At 62.3% G+C, this 14,135-nt stretch carries 16 protein-coding genes and 1 pseudogene; 1 reads left to right on the top strand and 16 read right to left on the bottom strand.

Going from position 1 to position 14,135, the window contains the following annotated elements:
- Nucleotides 1-19: 19 nt before the first annotated feature.
- The 3 genes from BFP99_RS29415 to BFP99_RS29405 form a co-directional block, all read right to left on the bottom strand.
- Entirely contained in the window at nt 20-829 is an 810-nt protein-coding gene (locus BFP99_RS29415) for a putative RNA methyltransferase (RefSeq protein ID WP_065948850.1), read from the bottom strand.
- On the bottom strand, nt 829-1,980 hold the full coding sequence (gene dapE, locus BFP99_RS29410; protein WP_027604490.1) for a succinyl-diaminopimelate desuccinylase: 1,152 nt from the start codon (nt 1,978-1,980) through the stop codon (nt 829-831). The genes BFP99_RS29415 and dapE overlap by 1 nt, the downstream gene beginning before the upstream one ends.
- 111 nt (nt 1,981-2,091) lie before the next feature.
- On the bottom strand, nt 2,092-4,683 hold the full coding sequence (locus BFP99_RS29405; protein ID WP_065926467.1) for a glycosyltransferase: 2,592 nt from the start codon (nt 4,681-4,683) through the stop codon (nt 2,092-2,094).
- A 218-nt stretch (nt 4,684-4,901) separates the two neighbouring features.
- On the opposite strand from BFP99_RS29405, the gene tcdA reads away from it, so the two are divergent.
- Complete coding sequence (tcdA, locus tag BFP99_RS29400) at nt 4,902-5,711, top strand: tRNA cyclic N6-threonylcarbamoyladenosine(37) synthase TcdA (protein WP_046036662.1); 810 nt, start codon at nt 4,902-4,904, stop codon at nt 5,709-5,711.
- A 69-nt stretch (nt 5,712-5,780) separates the two neighbouring features.
- On the opposite strand, the gene BFP99_RS29395 is transcribed toward tcdA, so the two are convergent.
- The 13 genes and pseudogenes from BFP99_RS29395 to BFP99_RS29340 all read right to left on the bottom strand — a co-directional run.
- Nucleotides 5,781-6,194 carry a SufE family protein gene (locus BFP99_RS29395; protein WP_065948849.1) on the bottom strand — a complete coding sequence of 138 codons (414 nt, stop codon included), beginning with the start codon at nt 6,192-6,194 and terminating at the stop codon, nt 5,781-5,783.
- Nucleotides 6,191-7,396, bottom strand: coding sequence for an aminotransferase class V-fold PLP-dependent enzyme (locus tag BFP99_RS29390; RefSeq protein ID WP_065948848.1), 1,206 nt, complete (start codon nt 7,394-7,396; stop codon nt 6,191-6,193). The genes BFP99_RS29395 and BFP99_RS29390 overlap by 4 nt, the downstream gene beginning before the upstream one ends.
- Nucleotides 7,397-7,460: 64 nt before the next feature.
- Nucleotides 7,461-8,495, bottom strand: a complete 1,035-nt coding sequence (gene dapD / locus BFP99_RS29385; RefSeq protein ID WP_027604485.1) for a 2,3,4,5-tetrahydropyridine-2,6-dicarboxylate N-succinyltransferase — start codon at nt 8,493-8,495, stop codon at nt 7,461-7,463.
- Nucleotides 8,496-8,527: 32 nt separating this feature from the next.
- Nucleotides 8,528-8,890, bottom strand: a complete 363-nt coding sequence (locus tag BFP99_RS29380; RefSeq protein ID WP_065948847.1) for an ArsC family reductase — start codon at nt 8,888-8,890, stop codon at nt 8,528-8,530.
- Between the two features lie 50 nt (nt 8,891-8,940).
- Nucleotides 8,941-10,044 carry a phage integrase Arm DNA-binding domain-containing protein gene (locus tag BFP99_RS29375; RefSeq protein WP_065948846.1) on the bottom strand — a complete coding sequence of 368 codons (1,104 nt, stop codon included), beginning with the start codon at nt 10,042-10,044 and terminating at the stop codon, nt 8,941-8,943.
- Complete coding sequence (locus BFP99_RS32540) at nt 10,025-10,267, bottom strand: excisionase (protein WP_083221278.1); 243 nt, start codon at nt 10,265-10,267, stop codon at nt 10,025-10,027. Before BFP99_RS32540 ends, BFP99_RS29375 begins: the two co-directional genes overlap by 20 nt.
- Before the next feature lie 38 nt (nt 10,268-10,305).
- Nucleotides 10,306-10,452 (bottom strand): hypothetical protein, encoded by a 147-nt coding sequence (locus tag BFP99_RS33395; protein ID WP_176719710.1) that lies wholly within the window; start codon nt 10,450-10,452, stop codon nt 10,306-10,308.
- A gap of 145 nt (nt 10,453-10,597) precedes the next feature.
- Nucleotides 10,598-10,780, bottom strand: a complete 183-nt coding sequence (locus tag BFP99_RS29365; RefSeq protein WP_065948844.1) for a hypothetical protein — start codon at nt 10,778-10,780, stop codon at nt 10,598-10,600.
- Complete coding sequence (locus BFP99_RS29360) at nt 10,780-11,097, bottom strand: hypothetical protein (RefSeq protein ID WP_065948843.1); 318 nt, start codon at nt 11,095-11,097, stop codon at nt 10,780-10,782. The genes BFP99_RS29365 and BFP99_RS29360 overlap by 1 nt, the downstream gene beginning before the upstream one ends.
- Before the next feature lie 97 nt (nt 11,098-11,194).
- A complete protein-coding gene (locus BFP99_RS29355; RefSeq protein ID WP_141690845.1) occupies nt 11,195-11,725 on the bottom strand; it encodes a hypothetical protein in 531 nt (176 codons plus the stop codon).
- On the bottom strand, nt 11,722-12,129 hold the full coding sequence (locus tag BFP99_RS29350) for a DUF1937 family protein (protein WP_065948841.1): 408 nt from the start codon (nt 12,127-12,129) through the stop codon (nt 11,722-11,724). The genes BFP99_RS29355 and BFP99_RS29350 overlap by 4 nt, the downstream gene beginning before the upstream one ends.
- Nucleotides 12,130-12,174: 45 nt before the next feature.
- Nucleotides 12,175-13,731 (bottom strand): DNA cytosine methyltransferase, encoded by a 1,557-nt coding sequence (locus BFP99_RS29345; protein ID WP_065948840.1) that lies wholly within the window; start codon nt 13,729-13,731, stop codon nt 12,175-12,177.
- Between the two features lie 22 nt (nt 13,732-13,753).
- A pseudogene (locus tag BFP99_RS29340) lies at nt 13,754-14,135 on the bottom strand (reverse transcriptase); the annotation flags it as partial.

The following is a 14,135-nucleotide window of genomic DNA, read 5'->3' as shown; positions in this document are numbered from 1 at the left end:
GCGGATGGTTAAAAGTCGGTTATTGAAGCACGAAATAATCGTAGCGCATCGACACCGTGACCAGCAGCGGCTCGGCCGCCTCGATCACCTCGGCACGGCGCTCGGCACTGGCGCGCCAGCCGTGAGGGGTCATGGCCAGCAGGTTGGCGCGGTCCCGGGGCTCGGCCAGGCTCAAGGTGAATTCCAGGGTTTCACTGTGGGCCAGGCTCATGCCGTCCGGCACCAGGGCCAGGTGCTTGTCGTCGGTGTACTCGCGCACTTGGTCGTACAGGCGCTCGCGCAGTTCCATAAGGTGGCCGCTGGTCGGGCCGACCTTCATCAGGCCGCCGCCGGGACTGAGCAGGCGCCTGGCCTCTTGCCAATCCAACGGGCTGAACACACTGGCGAGGAACTGGCAGCTGGCGTCGGCCAACGGCACGCGGGCCATGCTGGCGATCAACCAGGTCAGCGCCGGGTCGCGTTTGCACGCGCGCTTGACCGCTTCCTTGGAAATGTCCAGCGCGTAGCCATCGGCATGGGGCAGGGCCGCGGCGATTTGCGCGGTGTAGTAACCCTCGCCGCAACCGATGTCCACCCAGCGCTGCGGTGCGCGTTCGGCGGCCAGCTCGGCCAGGCGCTTGGCCACCGGGGCGTAGTGCCCTGCGTTGAGAAAGTCACGGCGCGCCTCGACCATGGCCAGGTTGTCGCCCGGGTCGCGGCTGTTCTTGTGCTGCACCGGCAGCAGGTTCAGGTAACCCTGGCGCGCGCGGTCGAAACGGTGCCCGGCCGGGCACGCCACGCCATTGTCCACCGCGTTGAGCGGGGCGCTGCAAATCGGGCAGGCCAGCATCAGGCGAGCAACTTGATCAGGGTCTGGTAATAGATTTCGGTCAGCACGTCGAGGTCGCTGGCCAGGATCCGCTCGTTGACCTGGTGGATCGTCGCGTTCACCGGGCCCAACTCGACCACCTGGGTGCCAAGGGTCGCGATGAAGCGCCCATCGGAGGTACCGCCACTGGTGGAGGCCTGGGTCTCACGCCCGGTGATCGCCTTGATGCTGGCCGACACCGCATCGAGCAACGCGCCCGGCTCGGTGAGGAACGGCAGGCCCGACAGCGCCCACTCCACATGCCAGTCCAGGCCATGCTTGTCGAGAATCGCCGCAACGCGCTGTTGCAGGCCTTCGACAGTGGATTCGGTGGAAAAACGGAAGTTGAACACCGCCGTCAGGTCACCCGGAATCACGTTGGTGGCGCCGGTGCCAGAGTTGAGGTTGGAAATCTGGAAGCTGGTCGGCGGGAAGAAGGCGTTGCCGTTGTCCCAGTGCTCGGCGGCCAGTTCGGCCAGGGCCGGCGCGGCCAGGTGGATCGGGTTCTTCGCCAGGTGCGGGTAGGCCACATGGCCCTGTACGCCGCGCACGGTCAGGGTGGCGCCGAGGGAGCCGCGACGGCCGTTCTTGACCACGTCACCCACCAGGGTAGTGCTCGACGGTTCGCCGACGATGCACCAGTCCAGGCGCTCCTTGCGCGCGGCCAGGCGTTCGATCACGGCCTTGGTGCCATGGTGCGCCGGGCCTTCCTCATCGCTGGTGATCAGGAACGCGACCGAGCCCTTGTGGTCCGGGTAGTCGCTGACGAAGCGCTCGGCCGCCACCAGCATGGCGGCCAGGCTGCCCTTCATGTCGGCCGCGCCACGCCCGCAGAGCATGCCGTTTTCGTCGATCAATGCGTCGAACGGGTCGTTCTGCCAGGCTTGCACCGGGCCGGTGGGGACCACGTCGGTGTGGCCGGCGAAGCACAGCACCGGGCCGTCGTGCTTGCCATGGGTGGCCCAGAAGTTGTCCACGTCCTCGATGCGCATCGGCTCCAGCGCAAAACCGGCGTCGCCCAGGCGCTGCATCATCAGCTTCTGGCAATCGGCGTCGATCGGCGTGACCGAGGGACGACGGATCAGGTCGATGGCAAGTTGAAGGGTCGGCGAAAGGTCGGCATGGGCCGTCATGGGAAAACTCCGGGAAGCATGTCTGGAAGAGCGGGGCGGGCGGACAAAACGGCCGTTATCTTATAGCAAAACGGCGGCCAGAGGCCGCCGTTTAGTGCATTGCGCAAGTTTTTAAGCCACAGGTGCAGGCTCAGGTGCCACGGCTGGTTTCGGCAGCGACGACAGGAACGCCATGATCAACGCCGCCACATACGGCAGCGATTGCACCAGCAGCATCACCACCCAGAAACGTATGTCATTGCTCGGCAGGCCCTGCACAAGGTAGATCCCCAGCGCCGCGCCCCACAACAGCAGCATGATGAACATTTCTTCGCGGGCTTCGGAAATCGCTACCCAGAAGCCGTGGTTATCCGCGTTTTTCGGGGTACGAAAGAACGGAATGCTGGTGGTGAAGAAGCCATACAGCACCGCCTTGGCGATGGTGTGGGACAACGCCAGGCCAGCCAGGGCGGCGCAGAACGCATCCTTGAGGTTCACACCTACCGCGCGGCGGTAGAGGAAGATGATCTTGCCCACCTTGAACACGAACAACGCCAACGGCGGGATCGCGAAAATCAACAGCGGCGGGTCGACCCGCGTCGGCACGATGATCATCGCCGCCGACCACAACAGCGCGCCGACGGTGAAGAAGATGTTCATGCCGTCCGCCACCCACGGCAACCAGCCCGCGAGGAAGTGGTAGCGCTGGCCACGGGTCAGCTCGGTGTCTTTGCCGCGCAGCAGGCTGGCGGTGTGACGCTTGATGATCTGGATCGCGCCATAGGCCCAGCGGAAACGCTGTTTCTTGAAGTCGATAAAGGTATCCGGCATCAGGCCCTTGCCGTAGCTGTCGTGGTAGTACGCCGCCGACAGGCCTTTCTCGAATACCCGCAGGCCGAGTTCGGCGTCTTCGCAGATGCACCAGTCGGCCCAGCCCAGTTCCTCGAGCACCGAGCGACGGGTCATGGTCATGGTGCCGTGCTGGATGATCGCGTCGCGGTCGTTACGGGTGACCATACCGATATGGAAGAAGCCTTTGTATTCGGCGTAGCAGAGCTTCTTGAAGGTGCTTTCGTTCTGATCGCGGTAGTCCTGCGGCGACTGCACCACGGCGATTTTCGGGTCGGCGAAGTGCGGCACCATGTGCTTGAGCCAGTTCGGCGACACGCAGTAGTCCGAGTCGATTACCGCGATCACTTCGGCATCCTTGGCGGTGTGCGGGATCAGGTAGTTCAGTGCACCGCCCTTGAAACCGGCCAGGGGTGCGACGTGGAAGAACTTGAAGCGCGGGCCCAGGGTTTCGCAGTAGTCGCGCACCGGTTCCCATACCGCCGGGTCCTTGGTGTTGTTGTCGATGATCAGGACTTCATAGTCCGGGTAATCGAGGGCCGCCAGGGCGTCGAGGGTCTGTTTGACCATCTCTGGCGGCTCGTTGTAGCACGGCACATGGATCGACACTTTCGGGCGGTAGTCCGATTCCCCTTCCACCGGCAGGAATTCACGCCGGCGCTTGTGGGTCCATACCGCTTCCGCCAGTTCGTGGGCTTCGGTCAGCAACACAATGAACACGCCCAGGGCGCCCAAGGCCAACAAGATGCCGACGGTCACGCTGAACCAGGTGCTGTATTGCTGGCTGTAGTCGTAGCCGATCCACACCAGTACGGAACCGCAGAGGAACGCGATAAAGGTCAGGAAGGTGCGGCCACGCTGGCGCAGGGATGAGCCGTCGATCATCAGCAGGGTCAGGGACAGCAAGGCGAGCACCACCGAGCCGATCGCCAGGACGCGCCACTGCGGGATTGCCACCACCGGCCCTTCGAAGTTGAATTTCTGCTGGCGCGCGGCGTTGTAGACGCCCCAATACGCGCCGGCCGAGCCTTCGTCGCTGACCTTCCACGGCTGGTCGAAGGCCTCGATCACGAAGTAGTTGTAGCCCTGGCGGTTCAGCTTGTTCACCAGCGTACGCAGGTAAATGGCCTGGTCTGCGGGGGACGTTTCATTCCCGCCGCGCATCCGGCCGTTACTTGGCCAGCCCACTTCCGACAGCAGCAGCGGCTTTTTCGGGAACAGTTTCTTCAGGTCCTTGGCGCGGTCGAGTACGTACTGGCCGGCCTTGTCCATCGGGATGTACTCCCAGAACGGCAGGATGTGCGCGGCGATCAGGTCGACGTGCTTGGCCAGTTGCGGGTTCTTTTCCCAGATATGCCATTGCTCGGAGGTCGTCACCGGTACTTTCACGGCGCCGCGCACCCGGTCCAGCAGCACGATCAGGGCTTCAGGGGTGATCTCTTCACGGAACAGCGCCTCGTTACCGACCACAACCCGCACGACACTGCGCGAGCTGTTGGCGATCTCGATGGCGCGCTGGACTTCGCGCTCGTTACGCTCCAGGTCCGGGCTGATCCAGATCCCCAGCGTTACGCGCAGGCCGAACTCTTCGGCGAGCTTGGGAATGTCCCCCAGCGTGCCGTCGACCGAGTAGGTGCGGATGTTATCCGTCAGCTTGCTCATGATCTCCAGATCGCGACGCATCTGCTCGTCGGTGGGGTACTGGTCTTTCTGCGGGTACTGGCCTTGCTGGAACGGCGAGTAGGAAAAACCGGAGATCTGCTCGGGCCAGTTGGGAGCAGTGACCGGGCGGTTGATCAGCGCCCAGAAGCCGGTGAACAGCGCGGCAATTGCCAGCACTATCACCAGGTTGAGTCCAAATTTACGCGATGCCATGGTTATGTCGGGTTCCAAAGGGTGTGGAACGAAAAGAGGTGTCGGCCTGCACCGAACGGCGCGCATCCTACACCGGCCTTTCCCTGACCGTACAGCAAGCCGAGAAAAACCGGACATTGGGCAGCGAAAGTACATCTAAGTTCTTAACTTGTAGCTTGTAGCTTAAAACTTGTCGCTGCGTAGCCCTATAATGCGCGCCGGTTTTTGGGGTAATGGTCATGAGTACAGAAGATCCGCGGTTTGCAGGCGTCGCCCGCTTGTATGGCATTGAAGGCCTGGAGCGCTTGAAAGCGGCCCATGTGGCGATCGTCGGCGTCGGTGGCGTCGGCTCGTGGGCGGCGGAAGCCATGGCCCGTTGCGGGGTGGGCGAGATTTCGCTGTTCGACCTGGACGACGTCTGCGTCAGCAACAGCAACCGCCAGCTGCACGCCTTGGACAGTACCGTGGGCAAGCCCAAGGTCGAGGTGATGGCCGAGCGCCTGCGCGCGATCAACCCGGATTGCACGGTGCATGCGGTAGCGGATTTCGTCACCCGCGACACCATGGCCGAGTACATCACGCCCAACATCGATTGCGTGATCGACTGCATCGACGCGGTTAACGCCAAGGCCGCACTGATTGCCTGGTGCAAGCGCCGCAAGATCCAGATCATCACCACCGGTGGCGCCGGTGGGCAGATCGACCCGACGCTGATCCAGGTCTGCGACCTGAACCGCACCTTTAATGATCCCTTGGCGTCGAAAGTGCGTTCCACCTTGCGCCGTGACTACGGCTTTTCCCGCACCGTGACCCGCCACTACAGCGTGCCGTGCGTGTTTTCCACCGAGCAACTGCGCTACCCCAAGCCGGATGGCAGCATCTGTTTGCAGAAGAGTTTTGTCGGTGATGGGGTGAAGCTGGACTGCGCCGGCGGGTTTGGCGCGGTGATGATGGTGACGGCGACTTTCGGCATGGTCGCGGCGACCAAGGCGGTGGACAAGATTGTGGCCGGGGTGCGCAGGCCCTCGGAACGGGTCAAACCGACCTGAGTCTCAGAACTTTAGACGGTTCAAATGTGGGAGGGGCGGTGCGACGATTCGACTTGCTCCCTCCCACATTTAGTCCTGTGTATGGCTTAGCGTTCGCATGCGCTGCAGGACTGCATTCAGCCCATTGCTGCGCGACGGCGACAGTTGACGGGAAAGCCCTAGCTGATTGAACCAGTCAGGCAAGTCGACCGCCTGCAACTCGTCCGCCGACAGCCCATTGACCCGTGCCAGCAGCAATGCCACCAAGCCACGAATCATCCGCGCATCGCTGCTCGCGGCGAACTGCCAGTGGCCATCGTGCAAGCGCCCCACCAACCACACCAGGCTCTCACAGCCCTGCACCAGGTTGGCATCGACCTTCTCCTCATCCGCCAATACGGGCAGGCGTTCACCCCACTGCATCAGCATTCGAGCGCGTTGCTCCCAGCTGCCTACTGACTGGAAGGCTTCTAGCGCAGCAATTGCAACCACCGGCAGGCTCATCGCAGCATATCCAGCGCCCGGTCCAGCGCTTCAAAGAAGCGTTCCAGGTCATCGGAATCGTTATACAGCGCCAGGGAGACGCGGATCGCCCCCGACAAGTGCATCGCCTTGAGCAGCGGCATCGCGCAATGATGGCCGGCACGTACGGCAATGCCTTGTTCGGTCAGCAGGTGCGCGAGGTCGGCGTTGTGCACGCCTTCGACCACGAAACTGACCAGCGCCGCCTGCGGCGACCCCAACACACGGACGCCATTGCGCGCGTTCAGCCCGCGCAACAGGTAGTCATGCAGGGCCGCTTCATGGGTGAGAATCGCCTGTGGGTCCAGCGAACTCAGATAGTCCAGGGTCGCGCCCAGGCCGATCACGCCGGCAATCGGCGGGGTGCCGGCTTCGAACCCCAGCGGTGCCGGGCGGAAGCTGGCGCTGTGGTAGTCGGCCTGTTGCACCATCTCGCCACCGAATTGCCAATGGCGCAGGTGATGCAGGGCTGCGTGGCTGCCGTACAGCACGCCGACGCCGTCCGGGCCGTACAGCTTATGGCTGGAAAATACATAGAAGTCGCAGCCCAGGGCCTGCACGTCGTGGCGGCCGTGGACGATGCCTTGGGCGCCATCGACCACGGTCAGGGCGCCGTGGGCCTGGGCCAGCGCCAGCAAGGCCGGCAGCGGCTGCCAGGTGCCAAGCACGTTGGACAGTTGGCTCACCGCCAGCAGGCGCGTACGCGGGCCGATCAACTCGGCGGCGGCTTGCAGGTCGGTCACGCCGTCATCGTCGAGAGGCAATACCACCAGGGTGAGCGCGCGACGCTTGGCCAGTTGCTGCCACGGCAACAGGTTGGCGTGGTGTTCCAGGGCGCTGATGACAATCTCATCGCCCGCATTGAATAAGTGCTCAAGGCCATAAGCCAGGAGGTTCAGCGCTGACGTCGCGCCGTGGGTGAACACGATTTGCCCGCTGTCACCTGCATTCAACCACTGCGCAACCTTGCTGCGACTGTCCTCGAAGGCCTGGGTCGCATGGGCGCCCGGCAAATGCTGGGCACGGTGCACATTGGCGGCGCCATTGGCGTAGTAATGGCTGATGGCATCCAGCAGGGCCTGGGGTTTTTGCGTCGTCGCGGCGTTGTCCAGGTAGGTCTGGTCTTGCCGTTGCAGGGTGGCGATGGCCGGAAAGTCGGCGCGCCAGGGGGAGGGCACAAGCATGGTGTTCAAGACTCGTATAAGCGAGCCCCAGGGTCGGGGCCCGCTAGTGGCATCGAGTGGCTGCTTAGTTGTGAGCGTGCAGCGCTTCGTTCAGTTCGATGGCCGATTTGTGGGTTTTGCACTCCACGGCACCGGTCTCGGAGTTACGGCGGAACAGCAGGTCCGGTTGGCCGGCCAGCTCACGCGCCTTGACCACCTTGACCAGTTGGTTCGACTCGTCCAGCAGCGCAACCTTGGTGCCGGCGGTGACGTACAGGCCCGATTCCACGGTGTTGCGGTCGCCCAATGGGATACCGATACCGGCGTTGGCGCCGATCAGGCAGCCTTCGCCGACCTTGATCACGATGTTGCCGCCGCCCGACAGGGTGCCCATGGTCGAGCAACCGCCGCCCAAGTCCGAACCCTTGCCGACGAACACGCCAGCCGATACACGGCCTTCGATCATGCCCGGGCCTTCGGTGCCGGCGTTGAAGTTGACGAAACCTTCGTGCATCACGGTGGTGCCTTCGCCCACATAGGCGCCGAGGCGGATACGCGCGGCATCAGCGATACGCACGCCGCTCGGTACCACGTAGTCGGTCATTTTCGGGAACTTGTCCACCGAGAACACTTCCAGCAACTCGCCACGCAGGCGGGCTTCCAGTTGGCGTTCGGCCAGCTCATTGATGTCGATTGCGCCCTGGCTGGTCCAGGCCACGTTCGGCAGTTGCGGGAACACACCGGCGAGGCTCAGGCCGTGTGGCTTGACCAGGCGATGGGACAGCAGGTGCAGCTTGAGGTAGGCCTCTGGGGTGGACGTCAGTGCGGCGTCTTCGGCCAGCAAGGTGGCGACCAGCGGTGTGTGGCTTTCAGCCAGGCGGCTCAGCAGGGCGGCTTGGGTAGCGTCGACGCCTTTGAGCGCGTCGGCCAGTTGCAGGGCCTGGGCGACGGTGAAGGTGATCGCCTGGTTGCCTTCGCTGTAGCCGAGGATCGGCGCGATGGCGGCAACGATTTCAGCCGATGGATTGAGCAAGGGTTGTGCGTAAAACACTTCCAGCCAAGCACCTTGGCGGTTCTGAGTGCCGACGCCGAAGCCCAGGCTGAACAGGGAATTGGACATGCTGTTACCTCTACAAAAATGGAAGGGCTGGCCTACTTGAGGGCCGCCGAATAACTATCTGGCTTGAAGCCAATCAGGGTTCTGTCACCGAGATCAAGCACCGGGCGCTTGATCATCGAAGGTTGCGCGAGCATCAATTCAATGGCTTTCGACTGATCGAGATCGGCTTTGCGTTCGTCTTCGAGTTTGCGAAAGGTGGTGCCCGCACGGTTCAAAACCACCTGCCAACCGTGCTCGTTGCACCATTGGGTCAAGTGTTCGCGGTCGATACCGGCCGTTTTGTAGTCGTGGAACGCATAGCTCACCGCGTGCTCATCGAGCCAGGTGCGCGCCTTTTTCATGGTGTCGCAGGCTTTGATACCGTAAATCTGTAACTGCTTGATTTCGTTGGGCATAAAATCCTCCCCAAAACTTCCCCAATATCTCCCCAAAATTCAGCCGTCAATTATGCCACGTCGATCCACTCAGCGCCTCGGCTGTCTCGGTACAGGTCGGTCATAGTGGCCGAACGGTGACCCAGCAGCTTCTGTGCATCACGGCCCTCGAGTTCGTGAAGTCGTGCGGCGAGGGATCGCTGCTCGTGAAAGGACGGTGGCTGGCGGCCAAAAGTTATCCCCAGCTTCAGGCCGGCTTTGTCGCGCGCTTCGGCAAAGGCGGAGCTAAGGGTGTCCAACACCAGCGGCTGGCCAGCTTTTGCCCGGCCCGAAGCTTGTGCATGGTGCACCAGGTGTTGTGACAGAACGCGGTCGCGGCATTGCTTAATTACAGTGGACAGATCCAGTCCGACCGACTCAAGGCGAAGCGCGGTGCTGATCCGCAGCCTGGCCCCGGTCTTGGACTGAACGACATGCAGGAAGCCGTCGTGCACATCCTTGAAAAGCATCGAGGCTATATCGTCCCGTCGCTGGCCAGTCAGCACCGCCAGCTCCATTGCCCTGCGAAGCCAGGGTTTCGTGGCTTCCTCGTAGATTGCCTTCCACAGTTCCAGCGTCAGCCGTTCGCGCTTGATGCTAACCCGCGCCGCCTTGGTCACCTCGACCGGGTTGGCGTCTGCCCACCCACGCGCCTGCGCCTCGGCGAACACGTCTCGCAACAGCGAACGCATTGCCCTGGCCATCTGCGCCTTTCCCTCTTTGGCCATGCCCGTCAGGTAATCGGCCACATCCATCGTCGTGATGTCCTTAATACCCTTCGTACCAAATACTGCCGTCAGGCGGTTTAACCGCATCCCCACGTTTTTGTTACTGCTGGCTGACAACTTCCGCTCGGCGAACAGCTCGCGGTATTCATCCAGCCATTCGGAGAACAGTTTGCCTGGTGCTGGTACCTGCGCGTTGATCCGCTCAGCAATGGTTGGCTTGACCGCCTCGGCGTGGTTGAACTCCACGACATCGCGGATCGCCGCCTCCTTGTCTTTACCCATGCCCAGTACGCGGCCGCTGACCGGGTCGCGGTACGTGTAGTAGGTGACGCCGTTTCGGGCGTCTTTTTTTCGATAAAGGTTCGGCGGAAGGTCTTTTGATCCGGGGTTACGCGGCCTTGGAGCCATTTCGCGCTCTCTCTATTCTGACGATCAGGCTCTCTCCAGCGATCCGTGCGGGACGCTGATCCGGTTCCTTGTAGTGGGCATCCGATTCTACATAGTAGCTTCGCCCATGTTTGATCGGTGCCGGAGCGATCCGTCCTTCTCTCGCCCATTTGCGCAGAGTGTTGGGGCTCGGCGGCGTCTTGAACTCGGCCGCCGCCCATTCATCCAGGGTGACTTTTGACATGATGATGCTCCGCGCCGCGCTGGGCGGCAGAAGGTGGGTTATAGGCGGTACTTGGCAAGTGCGGAGCGAGCAGCGTCGACGTTGAGTGATTCGCCGTCCCGCAAGTCGCCGTAGTGCGCGGCCAGGGCCTTCAGTGCGCTAACGCATTCCGTGATGGCCTCCAGCGACTGCTGATGCAGGGCCATGTCCGTAACCAAGGACTGCGCAGTACAGCCCTGAAACTTTTGAATTCGCTTTTGCAGTCGGACGGCCAGCGGCCGCCCATCGAGTGCGTGACCCATAGGAATACCTCGCCCGCCGCTCACCGGCAGGCATGTAGGGGGATTGGGGTTAGGGCTTCTGCGTTTTCTTCAGCTTGTTCCAGTGCCGCCAGATGTTTTCCTCGGGCACCTTCTTCTGCAGGGTGAAGTCGCAGTCGCGGCAGATGACCCAGCTGAGTCCGGCGCTGCAGCTGCTATCCAGCTCCAAGTTGTCGCTCGCACACTCAGGGCACGGTTTCAGTTCGTCGCTCATCAGTTCGACTCCCCCGCGATTGTGATGCCAGCAGCTTTAATGGCCATGAAGCAGCCATTGCGCATGCGTATCTTGGCGTGATGGGCATCAAGGAAGCTATCGTCGATGGCGTCTTCTAGCGGTTCGGGCGAAGGTCCAACTGTTGGCAGCTCCACCACCAGCATCTCGCGAGAGCGCCGGAACCAGTGCCAGGCCTTGGCGATACAGGGAACGCCGTAGCTGCCATTTGATAGACGGCAGTTTTTGACCAGGGCCGGGAGGCGGTGGGCGTGCTCGCAGTACTCGGCCTCGAACTCGTCCTGCAATGTTTTGGGCATGCCGGGCTCCTTGCCGCTATAGCGGCTGACTTTGAAGGGGGAGGGGTTACAGGTTTTGCGATAGGAGTACGGATGTACTCCTGTCGGGGTTTGACGTTCAAGTGGCTGGATGCGTTGCGTTCCATTGCTCGAAAGCTTCTTGAGTGCTGGCCGCCGTTATCTTCTCGTCGCAGGTGTAGCACTGAGCCACGCCGCCAGCCGCGCCGACATCGCGGTGGCCTTGCCCGCAAGGGTTCATGAGCCAGTCATCACGCTTTGGATTCAGGAACGCGCGCATATCAGACAGCACCTGGTCGTGTTCCAGGTCGTTCGGCTCTACGTCTTCGTTACACTCAATCTCGGTATCGAAGTTGGCGACGATGCGCCGGATCAAAGATGTCGCGGTATCGTTCCGCTGATCCGCAGCGGTGAGCAGCACCTGCAGGGCATCACGCTCCGCGCGATACTGGTTGATCTCATCCTGCGCCTGGTCAACGATCTCCTGTGCTTGGAACTTGTCGATCCAGTTGCCGATGCCTTCGGTCTTCACAACGCGCTTGCCGTCCGGCGAATGCAGGAACCCGTAGTGCTTGAGCGAACAGATCTTGTCCCAGTACTCCATGCCCTCACGTGTTTTGACGTTTCTCACGATGCATTCCTCGCTTCGGGATTTTCAGGATTCATCGTCATGCCGGCGAACTCGTCGGCTGTTGGCAAATCTTCCAGGCAGGCAAAGATCGGCATACCCAGCTCGCGCGCCCTGTGAACCTCGCCCAGCGTGCCTGCGCTGTATCGCCAGCCGCTGACCAAGACAACCGCGTCGCAACGCTCCATCAGCGCCAGAGTGCCGTCGAGGAAGAACTGGTCTTGACCGGGCAGGTCGTCGTCGAAATGCGCAGTGTTGGTGTGAGGGCAGAGCGGGAACCAGCCGAGGCGGGCGGTGGCAACTGCGACGGACCTGGCCATAGCGATGTTCTCGGCGATCAGTTCGCGGGTTGCTGCGCGGTAGGGCCCGGCCACGTAGACGACAGGTGATTTCTGTTTTGTAGGCATGGGGAGTCCTTGCCGGGCCATGCCCGGGCGGTGGAGTGGGGGAGTTTAGAGTTGTTGCAGAAGTCGTCGGCCGATCCAGCGAACCACTGTAACGGCCTTGCTGTTGCCGATCGCCTTGTAGCGGGGGCCGTCTGGGCACAAACCCAAAACCCTTCCGCGCCAAGGTATGCGCGTGTAGTCGTCAGGGAAGCCCTGGAGGCGTTCGCATTCCCTTGGAGTAAGGCGCCTCACGCCGGATGTGTCTGGCACTATAGGCTGGCCCCTGCCGGTTCCGTCCTCGCTGCCGTCGAATCCATCAGTCTTCAGCGTGTGGGTTATGTCGCCCGTGATGCACACGGCCACTTGTCCACCGGCATTGGCGTGGCTGCCTGAGTGGCCCATGGCGCGCAAAGTTGGCGCGATTTCTCCAGCGTCAGCACCATGATCCTTGCAGGAGAAAGCCAGCACAGCGTTTTCCTGTCCGCTGTTCCTACCCAGGGCAAAGGCCAGTTTTTCGCTAACGCCTGGGTCTTGCGTGCCATGCACCACCAGTAGGCCTGACTCTGCGTCCTGGTTGGTCGCGCTGCCGGCGGCCTTGCCGTTGGTGTTGAGCGTGCCTGCCACAAGATGGCCGGCCATGCCGTGGTCAACATCTGCGCCACCGTCAGTGCTACGCAGCGCTCCGGCGATTTCTGGTGCCGCCTGAACGAAGAAGGTTTCGCTATCTAGATCGTTGCGGCCTTCATGGTGGGTGAGGGTGCCGGACTTCTCGATAGAGCCGGACATGCGCCCGGCGCCGAAGGCTGGGGTGCCGCCGAACATCGATACAGCAGGCCCGAAGTCGCCTTCGCAGCCAGGGCAGCCATAAGCGCCTAACTGCTCTGGAAAGACGTACTCACATCCTTCTCCGCACTGGAGCGCAGGGCCGAAAGGAGCTGTTCCGGTAACGTCCTGCCCCTGGCCTCGGCGCGGCGCAGTATCCCGGCGCACGCTTTCTCGCTCAAAAAGTACCTCGGTGGGATCGAACCCGTCTCGAGCACTTGCGACAACGAACACACGACGGCGTCGTTGGGCCAGGCCGAAATATTGGGCGTCCAGAACCCGCCACGCGATTGTTCTTTTGGGTCCATACACACAACCAGCGTCCTGCCATTTTTTCCCTGGAGGCTGCAGCTCGCAGTCTTCCCCAGCAAGCGCGCCAAGAAAGCATCCGAAGGCGTTCCCTTTGTCGCTGAGGACGCCGGGGACGTTCTCCCAGACGATAACGCTGGCGGGCTTTCGCTGGCCGGCGCGAACATAGTCAACTGCATCTGCAAGCTCCACGTATTTGATGGTGAGGGCGCCGCGCGGGTCGGTGAGGCCTTCGCGCATACCGGCGACAGAGAAGGCCTGGCACGGGGTGCCGCCGACCAGCACGTCCGGCGCCGGGATCTTGCCGGCCAGCACCAGGGCGGCCAGCTTGGTCATGTCGCCGTGGTTCGGCACGTCAGGGTAGTGGTGGGCCAGGACCGCCGAGGGGAACGGCTCAATCTCGGCGAACCAGGCGGCGCGCATGCCCAGCGGGTGCCAGGCCTGGGTCGCGGCTTCGATGCCGCTGCAAACGCTTCCGTATGTCACGTCCATGCGGCCTCCTATGGGGTTGGGGTTATTTCTTCTGAAACGTCTTGGTCAACGCAGCGTTGACGCTGTTGCCGCGCTTCAGCACGACGCGGGCCAGTGCCGCCCGATCTTTCTCGCTGTGGCTAGCCTGGCTGAGCAGGCCGAAGTAGCTGTTGGCTGTCTCGCGCAGATCCTCATCCGCCGCAGCGGCGGTACGCTTGAGCGCCTGGGCCAGTGATCGCTTGCGGGTGGTTCGCCGCCACGGCTTGATCACATGACCAACGAAGTCGACGCCGCGATCCACGGGCTGCAAGATCGTCTTCGTGGGGTTCAACTTGGCGCCGAGCCTGGGCAGGAACGCTTCGACCTGGGCCAGCCATTGGTTGAGCTGTTGCGGCGACTCATGCAGGAACACGAAGTCATCGACA

This window comes from Pseudomonas sp. 1 R 17 (assembly GCF_900067035.1).
GTDB classification, from domain to species: Bacteria; Pseudomonadota; Gammaproteobacteria; order Pseudomonadales; family Pseudomonadaceae; genus Aquipseudomonas; species Aquipseudomonas marginalis.
The sequence above is the reverse complement of the archived record's forward strand: the minus strand, read 5'-3'. Positions and strand labels throughout refer to the sequence as shown.

Excerpts from the sequence above, each read along its gene's own strand:
- BFP99_RS29415 (WP_065948850.1), bottom strand. The coding sequence starts at position 829 with ATGCTGGCCTGCCCGATTTGCAGCGCCCCGCTCAACGCGGTGGACAAT.
- dapE (WP_027604490.1), bottom strand. The coding sequence starts at position 1,980 with ATGACGGCCCATGCCGACCTTTCGCCGACCCTTCAACTTGCCATCGAC.
- BFP99_RS29405 (WP_065926467.1), bottom strand. The coding sequence starts at position 4,683 with ATGGCATCGCGTAAATTTGGACTCAACCTGGTGATAGTGCTGGCAATT.
- tcdA (WP_046036662.1), top strand. The coding sequence starts at position 4,902 with ATGAGTACAGAAGATCCGCGGTTTGCAGGCGTCGCCCGCTTGTATGGC.
- BFP99_RS29395 (WP_065948849.1), bottom strand. The coding sequence starts at position 6,194 with ATGAGCCTGCCGGTGGTTGCAATTGCTGCGCTAGAAGCCTTCCAGTCA.
- BFP99_RS29390 (WP_065948848.1), bottom strand. The coding sequence starts at position 7,396 with ATGCTTGTGCCCTCCCCCTGGCGCGCCGACTTTCCGGCCATCGCCACC.
- dapD (WP_027604485.1), bottom strand. The coding sequence starts at position 8,495 with ATGTCCAATTCCCTGTTCAGCCTGGGCTTCGGCGTCGGCACTCAGAAC.
- BFP99_RS29380 (WP_065948847.1), bottom strand. The coding sequence starts at position 8,890 with ATGCCCAACGAAATCAAGCAGTTACAGATTTACGGTATCAAAGCCTGC.
- BFP99_RS29375 (WP_065948846.1), bottom strand. The coding sequence starts at position 10,044 with ATGGCTCCAAGGCCGCGTAACCCCGGATCAAAAGACCTTCCGCCGAAC.
- BFP99_RS32540 (WP_083221278.1), bottom strand. The coding sequence starts at position 10,267 with ATGTCAAAAGTCACCCTGGATGAATGGGCGGCGGCCGAGTTCAAGACG.
- BFP99_RS33395 (WP_176719710.1), bottom strand. The coding sequence starts at position 10,452 with ATGGCCCTGCATCAGCAGTCGCTGGAGGCCATCACGGAATGCGTTAGC.
- BFP99_RS29365 (WP_065948844.1), bottom strand. The coding sequence starts at position 10,780 with ATGAGCGACGAACTGAAACCGTGCCCTGAGTGTGCGAGCGACAACTTG.
- BFP99_RS29360 (WP_065948843.1), bottom strand. The coding sequence starts at position 11,097 with ATGCCCAAAACATTGCAGGACGAGTTCGAGGCCGAGTACTGCGAGCAC.
- BFP99_RS29350 (WP_065948841.1), bottom strand. The coding sequence starts at position 12,129 with ATGCCTACAAAACAGAAATCACCTGTCGTCTACGTGGCCGGGCCCTAC.
- BFP99_RS29345 (WP_065948840.1), bottom strand. The coding sequence starts at position 13,731 with ATGGACGTGACATACGGAAGCGTTTGCAGCGGCATCGAAGCCGCGACC.